Annotated in this window: 9 protein-coding genes; 8 read left to right on the top strand and 1 reads right to left on the bottom strand. The window is 63.2% G+C overall.

Annotated features, from left to right (window positions below; translation table 11 throughout):
- The 7 genes from ACYG97_RS13520 (at position 1) to ACYG97_RS13490 (ending at position 13,448) form a co-directional block, all read left to right on the top strand.
- On the top strand, positions 1 to 6,045 hold the full coding sequence (locus tag ACYG97_RS13520; RefSeq protein WP_023733114.1) for a translocation/assembly module TamB domain-containing protein: 6,045 nt from the start codon (positions 1 to 3) through the stop codon (positions 6,043 to 6,045).
- A 252-nt stretch (positions 6,046 to 6,297) separates the two neighbouring features.
- The gene (locus ACYG97_RS13515; RefSeq protein WP_023668187.1) at positions 6,298 to 7,950 is read left to right on the top strand and encodes an ABC transporter substrate-binding protein; all 1,653 of its coding nucleotides are present in this window, start codon (positions 6,298 to 6,300) and stop codon (positions 7,948 to 7,950) included.
- A gap of 223 nt (positions 7,951 to 8,173) precedes the next feature.
- Positions 8,174 to 9,208, top strand: coding sequence for an ABC transporter permease (locus tag ACYG97_RS13510; RefSeq protein WP_023733113.1), 1,035 nt, complete (start codon positions 8,174 to 8,176; stop codon positions 9,206 to 9,208).
- Positions 9,209 to 9,221: 13 nt separating this feature from the next.
- Positions 9,222 to 10,379 carry an ABC transporter permease gene (locus ACYG97_RS13505; protein ID WP_023733112.1) on the top strand — a complete coding sequence of 386 codons (1,158 nt, stop codon included), beginning with the start codon at positions 9,222 to 9,224 and terminating at the stop codon, positions 10,377 to 10,379.
- A gap of 48 nt (positions 10,380 to 10,427) precedes the next feature.
- Positions 10,428 to 12,644 carry a dipeptide ABC transporter ATP-binding protein gene (locus ACYG97_RS13500; protein ID WP_023733111.1) on the top strand — a complete coding sequence of 739 codons (2,217 nt, stop codon included), beginning with the start codon at positions 10,428 to 10,430 and terminating at the stop codon, positions 12,642 to 12,644.
- A gap of 142 nt (positions 12,645 to 12,786) precedes the next feature.
- A complete protein-coding gene (locus ACYG97_RS13495) occupies positions 12,787 to 13,014 on the top strand; it encodes a hypothetical protein (RefSeq protein ID WP_023733110.1) in 228 nt (75 codons plus the stop codon).
- Complete coding sequence (locus ACYG97_RS13490; RefSeq protein ID WP_023733109.1) at positions 13,011 to 13,448, top strand: TA system VapC family ribonuclease toxin; 438 nt, start codon at positions 13,011 to 13,013, stop codon at positions 13,446 to 13,448. Before ACYG97_RS13495 ends, ACYG97_RS13490 begins: the two co-directional genes overlap by 4 nt.
- Positions 13,449 to 13,505: 57 nt before the next feature.
- On the opposite strand, the gene ACYG97_RS13485 is transcribed toward ACYG97_RS13490, so the two are convergent.
- Positions 13,506 to 14,096, bottom strand: a complete 591-nt coding sequence (locus ACYG97_RS13485; protein ID WP_023733108.1) for a transglycosylase SLT domain-containing protein — start codon at positions 14,094 to 14,096, stop codon at positions 13,506 to 13,508.
- A 217-nt stretch (positions 14,097 to 14,313) separates the two neighbouring features.
- Between ACYG97_RS13485 and ACYG97_RS13480 the strand changes: the two genes are divergently transcribed.
- Positions 14,314 to 15,852 carry a trimethylamine methyltransferase family protein gene (locus ACYG97_RS13480; RefSeq protein ID WP_023733107.1) on the top strand — a complete coding sequence of 513 codons (1,539 nt, stop codon included), beginning with the start codon at positions 14,314 to 14,316 and terminating at the stop codon, positions 15,850 to 15,852.
- Positions 15,853 to 15,924: the final 72 nt, after the last annotated feature.

The following is a 15,924-nucleotide window of genomic DNA, read 5'->3' as shown; positions in this document are numbered from 1 at the left end:
ATGAAGATTTTGAAACGCATCCTTCGCCTGTTTTTCTACACGCTGCTGATCGTGGCGGCGGCGGGCATCGGCGCGTTGGTCGTGCTGACCAAAACCGAGCGCGGCCGCGAAAATCTCGCCGGCATCATCTCTGACATGGCCTCGTCAGGGGACAGCAAAGTCACGGTCAGCGGCATTAACGGTATCTGGTCCGGCGCGCTGACGGTCGACCATGTCGTGCTGGAAGACCGCGAGGGCGCCTGGCTGGTGGCCCGCAAGGTGGCCGTCGACTGGTCGCCGCTGGCGCTGTTGTCGAAGAATTTCAGCGCCGACCGCATAGCGGCCGAACGGATAGAACTGGCACGGCTGCCTGTGGCGAGCACCGAGCCGAGCAAGAGCGGGTCGACCGGCCTGCCGGTTTCGCTTGATATCAGAGCGATCGATTTGCCGGAGATCGCGCTCGGCCAGCAACTTGCCGGCAGCGGCATTGCCGAACTTGCGGCCAAGGGATCGGCCAAGGTCGATGCGTCGCCGCTGGCGATCCAGACGGTGCTCAACGTTACCCGCCATGACGGCAAGCAAGGCAATGTCGACGCCAACATCCACTTCGCGCCGGATGAAAACAAGCTCGACCTCGATCTCAAGGCTTCCGAGCCGGCCGGCGGCATCATCGCCAACCTGCTCAAGCTACCCGGCGCGCCGCCGGTCAACATCGTCGTCTCGGGCACCGGGCCGCTGGCCAACTGGAGCGGCATCGGCACCTTCATGGTCGACGGTCAGATCGTTACCCAGCTCACCGGCCGGCACCAGCTCACCGACAAGGGCAACCGGATCGAGGCCAAGGGCGACGGTTCGTTCGAAGGCTTCCTGCCGGAACGGTTCAAGTCGCTGTTTGCCGGCAAGACCAGCTTCGACCTAGCCGGCACCGCGACCGCGGCCGGCGGCGTCGACATCGAGCGCGCTGCGATCGAGAGCGACGCAGTTCATGGTACCGCTGCCGGCATGGTCGAGCCCAAGGGCGCCAGCGACCTTTCGGTCGAACTCGTGGCCAAAGCCAAGCCGGTCACGGTCAATGTCGGTACCCAGGCGCAGCCGATCATGGTGGCCATCAACAATGTGACCGCGCGCGCCTTCGGTGACGGCAAGGCGCCGATGATTGACGCCAGCGCTTCACTGGTCTCGGTGGTGGCGGGCGGCTCTCAGGTGAACAATCTGGATGCGAAGATCCATTCCGACGGTTTCGACATCGAGAGCCGCAGCGGCCCGGTCAGTGTAAGTCTGGCGGCCGCCGGGCTGAAGACCGACGTGGCGACGCTGGCGCCGCTGATCACCGGCAAGCTGACGGCCTCTCTTGCCGGTTCGATCAGCAGGGACGAGATTTCGCTCGACGAAGGCACGCTGCGCAGCGATGCTCTCAATGCCGGGCTGACGGCTAAGGTGACGCTGGCCGATCTCGCCATGACGCTGAAGATGAATGCCGATGCTGTGTCGACGGCGCTGCCGCCGCAGATCAGTTCGCTGCTTGGCGAACGGGTCAAATTCTCGGCGACCGCGACGCGCGATCCGCAGGGCTCTTTCGCCGCCAACTCGATCGAACTCACTTCCGGTTCGCTGAGCGCCAGCGGCACCGCCAGCGCGCAAGGCAGCGATATCCAGGCCGACATCAAGGGCAAGCTCGGCGACGTCTCGGTGCTGTCTTCGCTGGTCGGCGTGCCGATCGCCGGCGGGGTCGATTTCGCGCTGACGGCAAGCGGCGCGCGCAACGCACCGGATTTCTCGGTTTCGGCCGACAGTGCCAGCCTGACGGCCTCCGGCCGCACCGTCAAGGACATCAAGCTGACCGCATCGGGCAAGGCCGACATTGTGAGCCCGGCCGCAGATGTCTCGCTGACCGGCGCGGTCGACGAACAGCCGCTCGCCATCAAGGCGGCGCTGGTGACGAGCGACGGCAAGCGCTCCATCAAGGGGCTCAGCGTAGCGCTGGGCGACAACAAGGTGTCGGGCGACCTCGCGCTCGATGAAAAATTCCTGCCGCTGGGGACGCTGACGATCTCCGCCCCCGACATCGCGCCGCTGGCGTCGCTGGCCGGGCAGACGGTGGCCGGCGATATCGGCGGCACCGTGGTGTTCTCCAAAGACGGCGAGGCGCCCACCGTCACCATCAATGCAGCCAGCGTGTCGATCGCGCGCGGTGATGTGGCAGCCAAGGCAGTCACCGTCAGCGCACTGATCGCCAACTATCTCAACAGCCCTGCGATCTCCGGCACGATCAAGGCCGACAGCGTGACCTCGGGAACGACCGTCGTCAGCGGCATCGGCGTCGACCTCAAGCGTGACGGCGACTGGACGAATTTCACCGGCGGCGCAACCATATCAGGCATTCCGGCGACAGCTGCCGGGCGGGCGAAGATTGCCGGCGGCGCGACCAGCGTCGAGATCGCGTCCGGCGAGGCGACGGTGCGCGGCATCAAGGTGGCGATCGCCGAGCCGTCGAGCCTGACCATTGCCGATGGCATAACCAACATTCAAAGGCTGGTAGTCGATCTCGGCGGCGGCTCGGTGACGCTGTCGGGCACGGCGGGCCAGACGCTCGATCTGGCGGCGACCTTCTCGGCGCTGCCGGCTGCGCTTGCCAATGGCTTTTCACCCGGCCTCGATGCCGGGGGCACGCTCGACGGCACGGCGCAAATCACCGGGCCATCGGCAAATCCCGACATCCACTTCGATGCAAAGCTGGCCGGCGCCGAGACCAGCCAGACCCGTCAGGCCGGGCTCGGGCCGCTCGATGTCGATGCGGCCGGCAGCTATTCCGCGGCCGGCGGCGTCGTGCTCGACCAGGCGACGCTTTCGGGTGAGAAAATCTCCGGCAAGGCGGCCGGCACCCTCAACCCGAACGGCGCCAGCGATTTCGCGCTCGACCTGACCTCTTCCGGTCCGAGCCTGCCGCTGGCGTTCGGCAGCGTGGAAGGCCCGATCAAGCTCGAACTGCAGGCGCTGTCCGTGAAGGCGGCGGGGCAGGCTGCGCAAGCCAAGCTCGATATCTCGGCGGTGTTGCCGTCGGTGGCGACGAATTTCACCAAGGTCGAGGGCATCTCGCTGGCGCTGCATTCCGACGCGTTCGATGTGAGAAGCCGCACCGGTCCGATCTCGGGCACGGTGACGGCGGACAAGATCGGTCTGGACAATCCGACCATCGCACCGCTGATCGCCGGCAAAGTCACCGCCAAGGTCGCGGGCAGCCTGGCGGCCGATGCGATCACCATCGACAGCGGCTCGGTGCAGGGCGATGCGCTGGGCAGCGCCTTCAATGGCCGTGTCGGCTTTGCCGATGGAGCAATCGACCTCAACCTCGACGCCGACGTGCTGTCGGCGGCGTTGCCGGCGGCGGCGCGCAGCGTGCTGGCAGAGCGCACGCAGCTCAGCGCCACGCTGAAGCGGGATGTCAATGGCAATGTCAGCGCCAATCCGGTCACGCTGGCGTCGGGCGCACTGACCGCGGACGGTCAGGCCAGCCTCGCCGACAACAAGCTTAGCGCAGATATCAAGGGTGCACTGGCCGACATCTCGCTGTTGTCGAAAGATGCCAAAGGCGCGATCAGCTTTGCACTCAACGCGCAGGGGCCCAGCCTGGCGCCGGACCTGTCGCTGACGGTCAACAGCGACCGCCTGCTGGTGGCGGAACGCGAAATCACCGGGTTGAAGCTGACCGCCACCGGCAAGGCCGATGCCGCCAATCCGGCGGCCAATGTGCAACTGACCGGCAATGTCGCTGGACAGGCGCTGCAAGGCAGCGCGGTGCTGGCGACGGCGGACGGCAAGAGCGCCATCAACGGACTGCTGTTGTCACTCGGCAAGAACAGGATTTCCGGCGACCTTGCGCTCGACGAGGCTTTCGTGCCGGTCGGCACCATCGCGCTCGACCTGCCGGATATCGGGCCGCTGGCGGCGCTGGCGCTGGAAAAGGCCGAAGGCGATGTGCGCGGCACGATTGCATTCTCCAAGACCGCGGATGGCCCGAACGTCGCGGTCAAGGCTGCGACCGCTTCGATCACGCGCGGCGACCTGCAGGCGAAGACGGTGTCAATCGATGCGCTGGTCGCCAACTATCTCGCCGCGCCGGTCATCTCGGGCAAAATTCGCGCCGACAGCGTTATTTCCGGCGGCACCGCCATCAGCGGCATCGATGTCGATTTGAAGCGCGACGGCGAATGGACCGGGTTTTCCGGCGGCGCCACCGTCAAGGGCATTCCGGCGAAGGCTGCGGGCAGGATAAAGGTGGCTGGCGGCACCACCACCATCGAACTCGCTTCCGGCCAGGCCACGGTGCAGGGCATCAAGGCGGCCATCGCCCAGGCCTCGACCGTCAGCATCGCCAACGGCACCACGACGCTGGACAAGCTGGTGCTCAATCTCGGTGGCGGCACGGCGACGGTGACCGGCAAGGTCGGGCAGGCACTCGACATCAGTGCCGCGCTGTCGAAGGTGCCGGCTTCGCTGGCCAACAGTTTTTCGCCGGGCCTCCAGGCCGCCGGTTCGATTTCAGGAACAGTCAAGGTAACCGGCGCGCCGGGCAATCCGACTGTCGCTTTCGATATCGATGCTGGTGGGGTGCAGACCTCGCAGACGCGCAGCGCCGGCCTTGGCGGCATGAATATCTCTTCGTCGGGAACATTCGCCGGCAAGCTCACCTTCAACGCTGACATCAGCGACGGCGCCGGGCTTGGCCTCAAGGGCGGCGGTACGGTGACGACGGCCGGCACACCAGCGCTGGTGCTCGACTTCAACGGCAAGGTGCCATTTTCCTTCCTGGCCGCCAAGCTTGCGGCGCAAGGGCTGTCGCTCAGCGGTACCGCCAACGTCAATATCCAGATGCGCGGCCCGGCGGCGTCGCCGGTGATCGGCGGCACGGTCAGCACGTCGGGCGCCCGCCTGGTCGACGCGCGTTCCGGCCTTGCCGTCAACGACATTGCCGCCGACATTTCGATCGGCAACGGCGTTGCCCGGATCAACCGGCTGACCGGCACGCTGTCGACACGCGGCAGCCTGTCGGCCTCCGGCACCCTCGGCATCAATCCGGCGCAAGGTTTCCCAGCCGATTTGTCGATCAAGCTGGTTGACGGCCGCTATACCGACGGCAGGGTGGTGACAGCCAATCTCGGCGGCGACCTGACCATCAAGGGGCCGCTCACCTCGGCGCCGGTGATTTCGGGCACCGTCAACCTGGCCAAGACCGTCATCACCGTTCCCGATAAGCTGCCGGGCTCGCTGGCAGCGCTCGGTGTCAAGCACAAGAACGCGCCCGCCTCCGTGCGGGCGCAGGACAAGGCCTTGCGACCGGCGGCGGCCAGCGGGGGTGGCGGCAGTGGACTTGTCCTCGACGTCACGGTCAATGCGCCGAACCAGATCTTCATCCAGGGCAGGGGTGTCGATGCCGAGTTCGGCGGTTCGCTGAGGCTGACCGGCCCGGCGGCTTCGCCGCAGGCGGTCGGCACCTTCACTTTGCAGCGTGGGCGGCTGTCGATCCTCGGCAAGCGGCTGACCTTTACCGAAGGCACGGTCGGCTTTTCGGGCTCGCTGGTGCCCTACCTCAACTTGACCGCGACATCGACCACGACCAGCGCCACCGTCACCATCGTCGTCTCGGGCGAAGCGACCAATCCGAAATTCGACTTCTCATCGGTGCCGGCGCTGCCCGAGGACGAGGTGCTGGCGCAGCTGATTTTCGGCCGCTCTATGTCGAACCTGTCGCCGCTGCAGATCGCGCAGCTGGCCGAGGCCGCCGGCCAACTGGCCGGCGTCGGCGGCTCGACCTCGCTGCTCGAAAACCTGCGCAGTGCAATCGGCGTCGACGACCTGGATGTGACCACCGATGACCAGGGCGGGACGGCCGTGTCTGCGGGCAAGTATCTCAATGACCGCACCTATGTGACGATCCAGAAAGGCGACAGGCCAGGATCGGGCAAGGCGACGATCGACCTCAATGTCGGGCGCGGCGTCAAGCTGCGTGGCGAGGCTAACGATGGCGGCGAGGCCAAGGGCGGCATATTCTACGAAAAGGAATATTGAGTTCCTGGCCCTTACCGCCGCCGGAACTGGCGCTGTCTCAACCCGCCCAAATGTATCAGTTACTCGCCTAAGCAGATTCCGGCGGAATCTGGGCGCGCTAGCACTTTTGCGCCAAGTCTGTCGTTATCACGCGAACCGCTCCCTTTTCAAAGTTGCACATTCCCTAACAGGTTCCGTAGCCATGCCGTCTTTGACATCACGGCAGGGATGCGGAATGTTAAAAGGCGGAAAGCCAACAATGGGAGTTAAGGTATGACAAATTACAAGAGTAATGGCGATCGCGTTCCCGATCACATCCTGGCCATGGCCGAAGAAGCCAAGGCAGGCAAAGTCGATCGCCGCGAGTTCCTCGCCATGGCCAGCGTGTTCGGCGCGTCGACTGCGATGGCCTACGGCATGCTCGGCGTAGCCGTGCCGACGCAAGCCAGGGCCGAAGAGGTGCAGGGCAAGAAGGGCGGCATCCTGAAAGTCGCGCAATGGGTCAAGGATCCCAAGGATCCACGCAAGGCCGACTGGTCGGAAATCGCCAATGCCGAGCGCCAGGCGCTTGAGCCGCTGGTCAAGTACACCAGCGAATACACGTTCCGCCCGTACCTTCTGGAGAGCTGGGAGGTCAACGACGACGCCACCGAGTACACGCTGCATGTGCGCAAGGGTGTGACCTGGTCGAATGGCGATGCCTTCACCGCCGATGACGTCATCTTCAATCTCAAGCGCTGGGCCGACAAGAAGGCCGAGGGCAATTCGATGCCTGGCCGTCTCGGCACGCTGGTCAAGGACGACAAACTCGACGAAAGCGCCGTGACCAAGGTTGACGACCACACCGTCAAGCTGAAGCTCGGCAAGGCCGACATCGCGCTCATTCCGAACATGTGCGACTATCCCGGCCTCATCGTGCACAAGAGCTTCGACGAGAAGGGCGGCGACTTCAAAGCCTGCCCGATCGGTACCGGCCCGTTCGAGCTCGTCTCCTACGATGTCGGCCAGAAGGTGGTCTACAAGCGCCGCGAGGACAACAAGTGGTGGGACGGCGAGGTGTTCCTCGACGGCATCGAATTCGTCGACTACGGCACCGATCCGGCAGCCATGGTCAGTGCCTTCGAGGCCGGCGAAGTCCATACCAATTTCGAGACCTCGGCCGACTATGTGTCGATCCTCGACGGACTGGACCTGGTCAAGTCCGAAATCGTCACCGCCTCGACCATCGTGTGCCGCACCAACATCAACAACAAGCCTTACGGCGATCAGAAGGTGCGTAACGCGCTGCAATTGGCGGTCGACAACAATGTCGTCCTGCAGCTTGGCTACGGAAATGCCGGCACGGTGGCTGAAAACCACCATGTCTGCCAAATCCACCCGGAATATTACGAGCTGCCCAAAGTCGCTCGCGATCCGGCCAAGGCCAAGGCGCTGATGGCGGAAGCCGGCCAGGCCGACTTCGAGCACGAGCTGATCACGGTCGACGAAGACTGGCACAAGAATACCGGCGACGCCATCGCCGCGCAGATGCGCGACGCCGGCCTCAAGGTAAAGCGCACGGTGCTGCCGGGCTCGACGTTCTGGAACGACTGGACCAAGTATCCGCTGTCCATGACCAACTGGAACATGCGCCCGCTCGGCGTCCAGGTTCTGGCGATCGGCTATCGCACCGGCGAGGCGTGGAACGAGTCGGCCTATTCCAACCCCGAATGGGATGCCAAGCTCAATGCAGCATTGGCCGTTGCCGATGCGGCCAAGCGCAAGGAGATGATGAAGGACATCGAGCAGATCCTGCAGGATTCCGGCATCATGATCCAGCCATACTGGCGCAAGCTCTACAGCCACTCGGTCAAGGCGGTGCAGAATTACAAGATGCATCCGACCTTCGAGCGCGACTACGGCAAGGTCTGGCTCGACCAGGCGTGATTGGAACGTCAGGGAAGGGGCGCTTCGCTCCTTCCCGTCACGCCTCGCATGGCCCAGAACCGGAAGCCGCCGCAGCAAAAAGTTGCGGACTCTCCTGAAAGACCGTTCAATAAAACTGGGTTGATTGCGTCCGAGTGCCGATTTGACGGCCAACTCTGCCGGCAACGGCAAAGCTGGTTTTTCGAACTGGCTCCAACCCCAACCAGACCGGCAGGGGACCGCCATGCTTTCTTTCGTAATCCGGCGTCTCGGCACCATGGCATTGACGATGCTGTGCCTGACGATGATCGTCTTCTTCCTGATCAACCTCGAGCCGAATTTGAAGAAGCTGGCGATCAGCCAGACCGAAATGCACACATCGGCCGAACAGCTCGAAAGCTGGCTGGTCAACCATGGCTACCGGCAGAACTTCTTCGCGCGCTACGGGCAATGGCTGGGCGTCGTCCCGAAGCAACCGGTGACCGATCCGGCGACCGGCAAGCCGACGCAGCGTTTCTCCTTCTGCAACGATCCGCTGGAGCCGAAATTCTCCGGCATCCTGGAAGGTGATTTCGGCTGCTCGACCAAGTTCAAAACCTCCGTTGCGTCAAAGCTCTTCCCCGCACTCGCCGCCACCGGTATCCTGATGCTCTGTGTGCTGTTGGTGATGGTGCCAATTTCGCTGCTGATTGGCATCCTGGCCGGCATGCGCGAGGGCTCGCGAACGGACCGAACGCTGTCCGTCGCATCGATCGCGTCGACGGCGACGCCCGAATATGTGTCCGGCGTCATCTTCACCGTCATCTTCGCCTCCTGGCTCGGCTGGCTGAACGGTTCGGCCGCCTCGGCAAGCCAGGGCATCACCTTCTACAATTTCACCCTGCCGGTGATGACGCTGGCGATCTACGGCATCGGCTACATCGCCCGCATGACACGCGCCTCGATGGTCGAGGTGATGACGCAGCAATATATCCGCACCGCCCGGCTGAAAGGGCTTTCCTTCGGCAGCGTCGTAGTCAAGCACGCGCTGCGCAATGCGCTGATTGCGCCGTTCACCGTCATCATGCTGCAATTTCCCTGGCTGCTTACCGGCGTCGTCATCGTCGAGGTGATGTTCCGCTACCAGGGCTTTGGCTACACGCTGGTCGAGGCCGCCGGCAACAACGACATCGATCTGCTGCTTGGCTGTTCACTGGTCTCGGTGTTCATCGTGCTGATCACGCAGCTCATCTCGGATGTCGGCTACGCGTTCCTGAATCCGCGTATCAGAGTTCAATAGGGGGCTGGGGCAGATGCAGGTCGAATTTATCGGTGCCTTCAATGTCGTGCTCGGCGTGATTGGGCGTTTCTGGCCGGTCTGGTTAGGGCTTGCCCTGGTGATGGGAGCGAGCTTCGCCTACAAGAAAAGGCTCGGCCTCTACGGCCAGCTGTTCGATAGCGGCGTCGGCATAGTCGGTGTCGGCATCTGCCTGTTCTGGCTGTTCACGGCAATCTTCGCGTCGACCGTCGCGCCCTTCGATCCGCTCGCCCAGGTGCCGATCATGAAGGATGCGCTGCCGGGCGCGCTCGAGCCGGTATCGAAACTCATCTACTATTTCGGCGGCGACAAGCTCGCCCGCGATGTCTTTTCGCGCATGGTCTATGGCAGCCAGATCGTGCTGATCATCGCACCGGCTGCGACCGGTTTCGCGCTGATGGTCGGCATTACGCTCGGTCTGCCCGCCGGCTACTATGGCGGCCGGATCGACACTGTGCTGTCCTTCCTGGCCAATCTGGTGCTGGCCTTCCCGGTGATCCTGCTGTTTTACCTGCTGGTGACGCCGGGCATCATGGATACGCCGATCCCCTACGCCATGGCCGGGCTGTTCTTCCTGTTCCCGATCATCTTCTTTTCGGTGCTGTTCTGGACGCGCTACAAGAACCGGCCGGACCGCCTCTATATATTGCTCGGGCTGACGCTGATCATCGGCGGCTGGGTCTATGCCGGCCTGGTGTTCGACGCCGATCCGTTCAAGATCATCCACATCGATCCCAACCAGCTCAACATCTTCGTGGCGGTGGTGTTCGCCTCCAGCCCCGGCGTATTCCGCATCGTGCGCGGCCTGGTGATGGACATCAAGACGCGCGACTATGTGGCGGCGGCGCAGACGCGCGGTGAATCGCCCTGGTACATCATGCTGTGGGAGATCCTGCCCAATGCGCGCGGGCCGCTGATCGTCGATGCCTGCCTGCGCATCGGCTACACCACGATCCTGCTCGGCACGCTCGGCTATTTCGGGCTGGGCCTGGCGCCGGAGAGCCCGGACTGGGGCACCGCGATCAAGGACGCCAGCCGCCTGCTGCGCTCGTTCATCCACCCGGCGCTGCCGCCGACAATCGCGCTGATGTCGTTCGTGTTGGGCTTGAACCTGCTTGCCGACTCGCTGCGCGAACAATCGATGAAAGACTGATCTGCGGGTTTCGGCCCCGCGAGCATGAAAATAGGATTGGAGCGACCCATGAATGAGGCAGTTCGAAATCCCGGCAACCCGACCCTTGGGCCAAGCGCTGCGCCGATCATCGAAATCGAGAACCTGTCGATCTCCTTCTTCACCCGCAAGGGCGAGATCCCCGCCGTCATGGACTTTTCCTGCACGGTGATGCCGGGCGAAGCCATGGGCATCGTCGGCGAGTCCGGCTGCGGCAAGTCGACCGTGTCGCTCGGCATCATGCGCGACCTCTCCAACATCGGAAAGATTGTCGGCGGCAAGATCAAGTTCCAGGGCAAGGACATGGGCGAGCTGTCCAACGAGGAGTTGCGCTCCATCCGCGGCAACAAGATCGCCATGATCTACCAGGAGCCGATGGCGAGCCTCAATCCGGCGATGAAGGTCGGCCAGCAATTGATGGAAGTGCCGCTGATCCACGACAAGGTGTCGAAGGAAGAGGCTTACAAAAGGGCGCTCGAAATGGTGCGCTCGGTGAGATTGCCCGATCCCGAACGGATGATGCGTTCCTATCCGCACCAGCTGTCCGGTGGCCAGCAGCAGCGCATCGTCATTGCCATGGCGCTGCTGTCGAAACCGGCGCTGCTTCTGCTCGATGAGCCGACGACGGCGCTCGACGTGACGGTGGAGGCCGGCATCGTCGAACTGGTCAAGGGGCTGGGCGAGAAGTTCGGCACGTCGATGATCTTCGTGTCGCACAATCTCGGCCTCATCCTCGAGACCTGCGACCGCATCACGGTGATGTATTCGGGCGAAGCGGTCGAGACCGGCAAGATCAAGGACGTCTTCGACCGGATGCGCCATCCCTATACGCAAGGGCTGTTCCGTTCGATCCCGCTGCCGGGGGCCGACAAGAATTCGCGGCCGCTGATCTCTATCCCCGGCCAGTTGCCGCTGCCGCATGAGCGGCCCAAGGGCTGCAATTTCGGGCCGCGCTGCCACCATTTCGTCGAGGGCGTCTGCAATGCCGCCGAAATCCCGATGATCGAGGTCGCCGGTCACGAAGGGCATTTCTCGCGCTGCGTGCGCTTCAACGAGATCGACTGGGAAGCGCTGCCGCCCGGCGCCAAGAAGGTCAATGAGAAGGTCGTGCCCGGCGCCCCGGTGCTCAAGATCGAGGATTTGAGAAAATACTACAAGGTCGGCGGCAGCGAAGTGTTCGGCTCCAGCGAAGCCCGCGTGGTCAAGGCCAATGAGACGATCTCGTTCATGGCGCGCGAATCCGAGACCGTCGCCATCGTCGGCGAGTCCGGCTGCGGAAAGTCGACACTGGCCAAGGTCCTGCTGGGGCTGGAGACAGCAAGTGCCGGCACAGTGACGCTGGGCAACAAGGAGATCCAGTCGACCGGCATCGAGAAGCGCAGCGTCGAAACGGTGTCGTCGATCCAGATGGTGTTCCAGAACCCGTTCGATACACTCAATCCCAGCCACTCCGTCGGTTCGCAGATCATCCGCACGCTGGAAAAATTCAAAGTCGGCAACAATGTCGCCGAGCGGCGCAAGCGCATGCTGGAGCTGCTCGACCTGGTGAAGCTGCCGCGGGCCTTCGAGACGCGCAAGCCGCGTCAGCTCTCAGGCGGCCAGAAGCAGCGCATCGGCGTGGCGCGTGCCTTTGCCGGCGATGCCAAGGTGGTGGTGGCCGACGAGCCGGTGTCGGCACTCGACGTCTCGGTGCAGGCGGCGGTGACCGAGCTGCTGATGGACATCCAGCGCAAGAACAAGACGACGATGCTGTTCATCAGCCACGATCTGTCCGTCGTGCGCTACATCGCCGACCGGGTCGTTGTCATGTATCTCGGCTACATCGTCGAGCAGGGCACGACCGACCAGATCTTCGCGCCACCCTATCACCCCTACACAGAGGCGCTGCTGTCGGCTATCCCGATCGCCGACACCAGCGTGGTCAAACGGCACATCGTGCTCGAAGGCGATATCCCGTCGGCGATGAACCCGCCGAGCGGCTGCCCGTTCCAGACGCGCTGCGGCTACAAGAGGCTGGTGCCGGACAATCTGTGCGAGACCAAGGTGCCGCCGGTGAAGCATCTCGGCGATGGCCATATGAGCCTGTGCTGGCTGTCGGACGATGTGCTGGCGACGATGGAGCCGGTGATCAAGTTCGACAGGGAACACGCAGCGCATGAGGGCGTGCCGGAAGACGCACCGGATGGGATCGGCCCCGGTTTCGCCGGCGAACCGCCGAAGCGCCCGCATGGCAAGAAGCCGAGCTGACCAGCCATAGAGGCAATGCCGCTCGTTGGCGCATTGCCGCAGCGTCGCCATAGCTCAAGGAACGACAGCTACGTTCGCTTGAATATTGCTGTCCATTGCTTTATGTGATGCGTGATGTTTGATGCGCCGTAGGGAGCATATTGTGAGAACCACACTTGCAATCGATGACGATGTCCTACTTGTGGCCAAGGCCATGGCGCGACAGCAGGATCGCAGCGTTGGCGATGTCATTTCCGATCTGGTTCGCCGCTCACTGCGCAGGCCACCGACCGGCGGTGAACGCAACGGCATCCCCTTGCTTGCATCGCGGCCCGACGGCCCGATGGTCGATCTCGAAATGGTCAATGCGCTTCGCGACGAATTGCCGTGACCTTCCTGCTCGACGTCGATGTCTTGATTGCGTTGATCGATCCGGCTCACGTCGCGCATGAAGATGCCCATCGGTGGTTCCAATCCACCGGGCATTTATCATGGGCAACATGTCCTATTACCGAGAATGGCGTCATCAGGATTGTAAGCAACCCGAAATACCCCAATTCTCCGGGTTCGCCCGCCGTGGTGGCGCAGATTGTCGGCAAGCTGCATGCCCTTTCAGGACATCAGTTCTGGCCTGACGAGATCAGCCTTGTCGGTTCCAACGACATCGATGCAGCCAAGATCCTCACCCCGGCACAGGTAACGGATAGCTATCTGTTGGGACTCGCCAAGGCGCGTGACGGCCAATTGGCGACGTTTGACCGAAAGCTGTCGACGGCAGCGGTAAAGGGAGGAAGGTCGATCCTCCACCTGATCCCAAGCGAATGAAATTGCTGAGTTCCGCTTCGATCGCAAACTGCGTGGCTGCAAGACCGCTTGGCAACGTCAGCTGCCGCATTGCTGCAGCTGTTCGGCATAGTCGCGAGCCATCTTTTCGGTCGCCCTGGCGTAGCCTTGCACGCCGGCGTCACCACGGTTGCCACGGCCGTAGGCGGTCCAGCCGAGATAGTAGGCGAGGTAGAGATTGTAGGTGTCGTTGCGGGCGACGCCGAACGTGTCTGATGTCTTTGAATGATACCAGCCGACGAAATCGACGGCATCGGCAAACTTGGTCCGCCGCGCCGCCCAGCTGCCGGTCTCGCTCTGATATTGCGACCAGGTGCCGTCGAGCGCCTGCGAGAAACCGGCGGCCGACGAGACATGCTTCCACGGAATGAAGCCGAGCAGTTTGGTACGCGGCGGCCTGGCATTGCTCTTGAAACCGGATTCCTTGCGCACCGTCGCCATCAGCACGGGGACGGGGACGCCGTATTTCTGCGAGGCGCGCTCGGCGGCCGACTGCCAGTTGTCGAACCAGCCGTCGTTCTGGTCGAAGACGGCGCAGACATTGTTGATATGGTTGGGCGGCGTCGCGCAGGCCGGCAAAGCCAGCAGCACGCCAACCGCTACAATTTTACTCAAACTCGAACTACGCATTGGAAAACGAATAGGCCGAAATCATAAAGGGAATCTTTCGGCGTTTCTTAACGGCTTGCCGGCCTGGCTGCGCTCAGTGGGCCTGTATCATTATTCCGACCTTTCGCGTCGCCTTTATCTCCGTCAGAATTCAAAAATGCCGCCTTGGCTAAAATCACGTCCGCGAAGGGCGGATTTCTGACAGCGATATCCGGATGCCGGCGCTCTGATGCCAGGCATGAATGAACCAAGACGAAAGCGCGGCGCGGAGCGAACCAGCAACCGGGGGCCCGCCGCCATCCCGCAACTTCCACTGCGGCGGGTGACCAATCCCTATCCGCCGATGGCGATGCTCTCAGTCGACCAGGTCGAAGCGATCCACCAGGCGTCGATGCACATTCTGGAAAATTTCGGCATCGAGGTGATGTCTCAGCGGGCGCTGGCGCTGTTCGAGAAGGCGGGCGCAAAAGTCGACCATGCGACCGCGAATGTCCGCATCGACCGGGGCCTTGTCGCCGAGGCGCTGAAGACCACGCAGTCCAGCTATCGGCTGACGCCGCGCAATCGCGCCAACACCATTCATCTCGGCGGCAACACGATCAATTTCACCCTCGTCGCCGGGCCGCCCAATGTGCACGACATGGAGCGCGGCCGGCGCGCTGGAAACTTGCACGACTATGCCGATCTGACCCGGCTGGCGCAGCATTTCAACTGCATCCACATGCTCGGTAACCAGGTCTGCGCGCCGGTGGAACTGCCGGCCAACACCAGGCACATGGATACCTATTTCACCAATCTGACGCTGACCGACAAATCGTTCCATGTCTCGGCGATCGGACGAGGCCGGGCGCTGGACGGCATCGAGATGATGGCAATCGCGCGCGGGCTGACGCTGGACGAGATGCGCGATGATCCCTGCATTGCCACCATCATCTCGGTCAACTCGCCGCGGCGTTTCGACGAGATGATGGCCGAAGGGCTGATGACCATGGCTGAGTTCGGCCAGTCGGTGGCGGTGACGCCGTTCACGCTGATGGGCGCGATGAGCCCGGTGACGCTCGCCGGCGCCCTGGCGCAACAGAATGCCGAAGCACTGTTCGGCGTGGTGCTGACGCAACTGGTGCGCCCCGGCGCGCCGGTGATGTACGGCGCCTTCACCTCCAACGTCGACATGAAGTCGGGCGCGCCGGCCTTCGGAACGCCGGAGAACACCAAGGCCAACATCGCCTCGGGGCAATTGGCGCGGCGCTACAATCTGCCCTACCGCACGACACCGGGGTCGGCATCGAATGCGGCGGACGCGCAAGGCGCCTACGAGACGCTGATGGCGCTGTGGGGCGCTGTGCTTGGCCACGGCAACCTCGTCTATCATGCCGCCGGCTGGCAGGAAGGCGGGCTGACGGCATCGTTCGAAAAGCTCATCATCGATGTCGAGATGATCCAGCACATGATGGAATTCCTGCGCCCGATCGTCGTCGACGAGGCGGAGCTTGCTGTCGAGGCGCTGGGCGCGGTGCCGACCGGCGGCCATTTCTTCGGCGAACCGCACACGCTGGAACGCTATGCCACCGCCTTCTACCAGCCGATGCTGTCCAATTGGCAGAATTACGAGGCCTGGCAGGAAGCCGGCGGCCTCGACACCACGGCGCGCGCGACCCGGCTGTGGAAGAAGGCGCTGGAAGACTATGTCGAGCCGGTGATGGATATCGCCGTGCGCGAGGCGCTGGAGGCGTATGTGGCCAGGCGCAAGGAAGCGATCGGGCAGGGCGAGCCGTGACTTTTTCAACATCGGCGCGCGGCGCTGCCTTTCTGATTCACCTTATCTCCTCAACTCATTGATAACAGAGCA

The organism is Mesorhizobium sp. W067 (assembly GCF_054719525.1).
Note: the sequence above shows the minus strand (reverse complement) of the source record. Positions and strands in the feature narration are given on the sequence as shown.

Coding starts and splice junctions, on each gene's coding strand:
- ACYG97_RS13500 (WP_023733111.1), top strand. CDS start 10,428: ATGAATGAGGCAGTTCGAAATCCCGGCAACCCGACCCTTGGGCCAAGC.
- ACYG97_RS13505 (WP_023733112.1), top strand. CDS start 9,222: ATGCAGGTCGAATTTATCGGTGCCTTCAATGTCGTGCTCGGCGTGATT.
- ACYG97_RS13485 (WP_023733108.1), bottom strand. CDS start 14,096: ATGCGTAGTTCGAGTTTGAGTAAAATTGTAGCGGTTGGCGTGCTGCTG.
- ACYG97_RS13480 (WP_023733107.1), top strand. CDS start 14,314: ATGAATGAACCAAGACGAAAGCGCGGCGCGGAGCGAACCAGCAACCGG.
- ACYG97_RS13520 (WP_023733114.1), top strand. CDS start 1: ATGAAGATTTTGAAACGCATCCTTCGCCTGTTTTTCTACACGCTGCTG.
- ACYG97_RS13510 (WP_023733113.1), top strand. CDS start 8,174: ATGCTTTCTTTCGTAATCCGGCGTCTCGGCACCATGGCATTGACGATG.
- ACYG97_RS13515 (WP_023668187.1), top strand. CDS start 6,298: ATGACAAATTACAAGAGTAATGGCGATCGCGTTCCCGATCACATCCTG.